A 1,095-nucleotide genomic window follows, 5' to 3' on the forward strand; every position below is an offset into this window, starting at 1 on the left:
TTAAATATTGGAAGAAAGGTAGTCGGAGAGGCCGCCTTTAGCGGGAATCCGATAGAGAGGTTCGTAGTTAACCCAGTACGGGTCAAAGCGTACAAAGCTAATTCTAGATGCAATATTTGCGTACAGAATTAGTAACTATTACACAAGAGGAAGCTCTCAACAATATACAGGAGGCGATCGAGCTTTATTTACAACCTGATGCTATCGACCTTCTACCCGGAGCAGTAATCCGTGAGGTTATGGTGGGATGACTCGACTCGGGAGGTGGTAAAATAGTCCGATGCCTGTAAAACATTAACAAAATATGACTACTCTGTTGCAAAAAGCATTCACAGAAATCCAGAAACTGCCAGAGTCTCTTCAGGATGAACTTGCTCAACAATTGCTGGAAGACATTGAAAGTGAATTAAAATGGCAGCAAAGCCTTTCTAACGAAGATCTGGAATTGGGAGCTTTAATAACAATGGCACAGGAAGCCCTGATAGAAGAACAAGAGGGGAGAACAGAAGATAAAGGTTTTGGAGAAGAATGAAGTCAGCCAGAACCAAGAGGTTTCGTCAACTTTTTCTCAGTTTGCCGCAAAGGGTACAAGAAACAGCCAAGAAAAATTACGAGATTTGGAAATAAAATCCACTTCACCCCAGCCTAGAGTTCAAAGAGGTGAAACCAAGAGAAAAAATCTGGTCAGTCAGAGTCGGCATTGGATGGCGAGCATTAGGGATTAAGAAGTCAGATGAAGAAAAGATAGTTTGGTTCTGGGTTGGGTCGCACTCCGAGTATGACAAGATTATAGGTAAGAATTAGGAGCGATCTAACCAATCACTGCACCCGACCGAGAGTTAGACTAATAATATTATTCAAGGTTCATGATAGCGGGTCAGTGCGATCGTTATCTGTAAATATTCTCATTTTCAAGGTTTAATTGGACGATAACTCTATCAATTAAATCACAGCCCTAGGCTGGTTTTACGCAAGGAAACTCAACCCCTTCGTTTAACTGAATATATTCCGATATAATCAAAGACAGGTCATTGAACGTTGAGGAAATACCGTGAACATCAGCCTAGATTTACCTTCAGAGCTAGAGAATGAGTT

At 41.4% G+C, this 1,095-nt stretch carries 2 protein-coding genes and 1 pseudogene; all 3 read left to right on the forward strand.

Going from position 1 to position 1,095, the window contains the following annotated elements; genetic code table 11:
• Positions 1-107 precede the first annotated feature (107 nt).
• The 3 genes and pseudogenes from O9323_RS14130 (at position 108) to O9323_RS14140 (ending at position 804) form a co-directional block, all read left to right on the forward strand.
• Positions 108-251 carry a hypothetical protein gene (locus O9323_RS14130; RefSeq protein WP_228051454.1) on the forward strand — a complete coding sequence of 48 codons (144 nt, stop codon included), beginning with the start codon at positions 108-110 and terminating at the stop codon, positions 249-251.
• A gap of 53 nt (positions 252-304) precedes the next feature.
• On the forward strand, positions 305-532 hold the full coding sequence (locus O9323_RS14135) for a hypothetical protein (RefSeq protein WP_002735837.1): 228 nt from the start codon (positions 305-307) through the stop codon (positions 530-532).
• Positions 529-804, forward strand: a pseudogene (locus O9323_RS14140) (ParE family toxin-like protein). Before O9323_RS14135 ends, O9323_RS14140 begins: the two are co-directional and overlap by 4 nt.
• Positions 805-1,095 lie beyond the last annotated feature (291 nt).

Origin of the sequence: Microcystis sp. LE19-131.1A, from assembly GCF_027532015.1 — a bacterium.
GTDB classification, from domain to species: Bacteria; Cyanobacteriota; Cyanobacteriia; order Cyanobacteriales; family Microcystaceae; genus Microcystis; species Microcystis ichthyoblabe_A.

Excerpts from the sequence above, each read along its gene's own strand:
- O9323_RS14135 (WP_002735837.1), top strand. The coding sequence starts at position 305 with ATGACTACTCTGTTGCAAAAAGCATTCACAGAAATCCAGAAACTGCCA.
- O9323_RS14130 (WP_228051454.1), top strand. The coding sequence starts at position 108 with ATGCAATATTTGCGTACAGAATTAGTAACTATTACACAAGAGGAAGCT.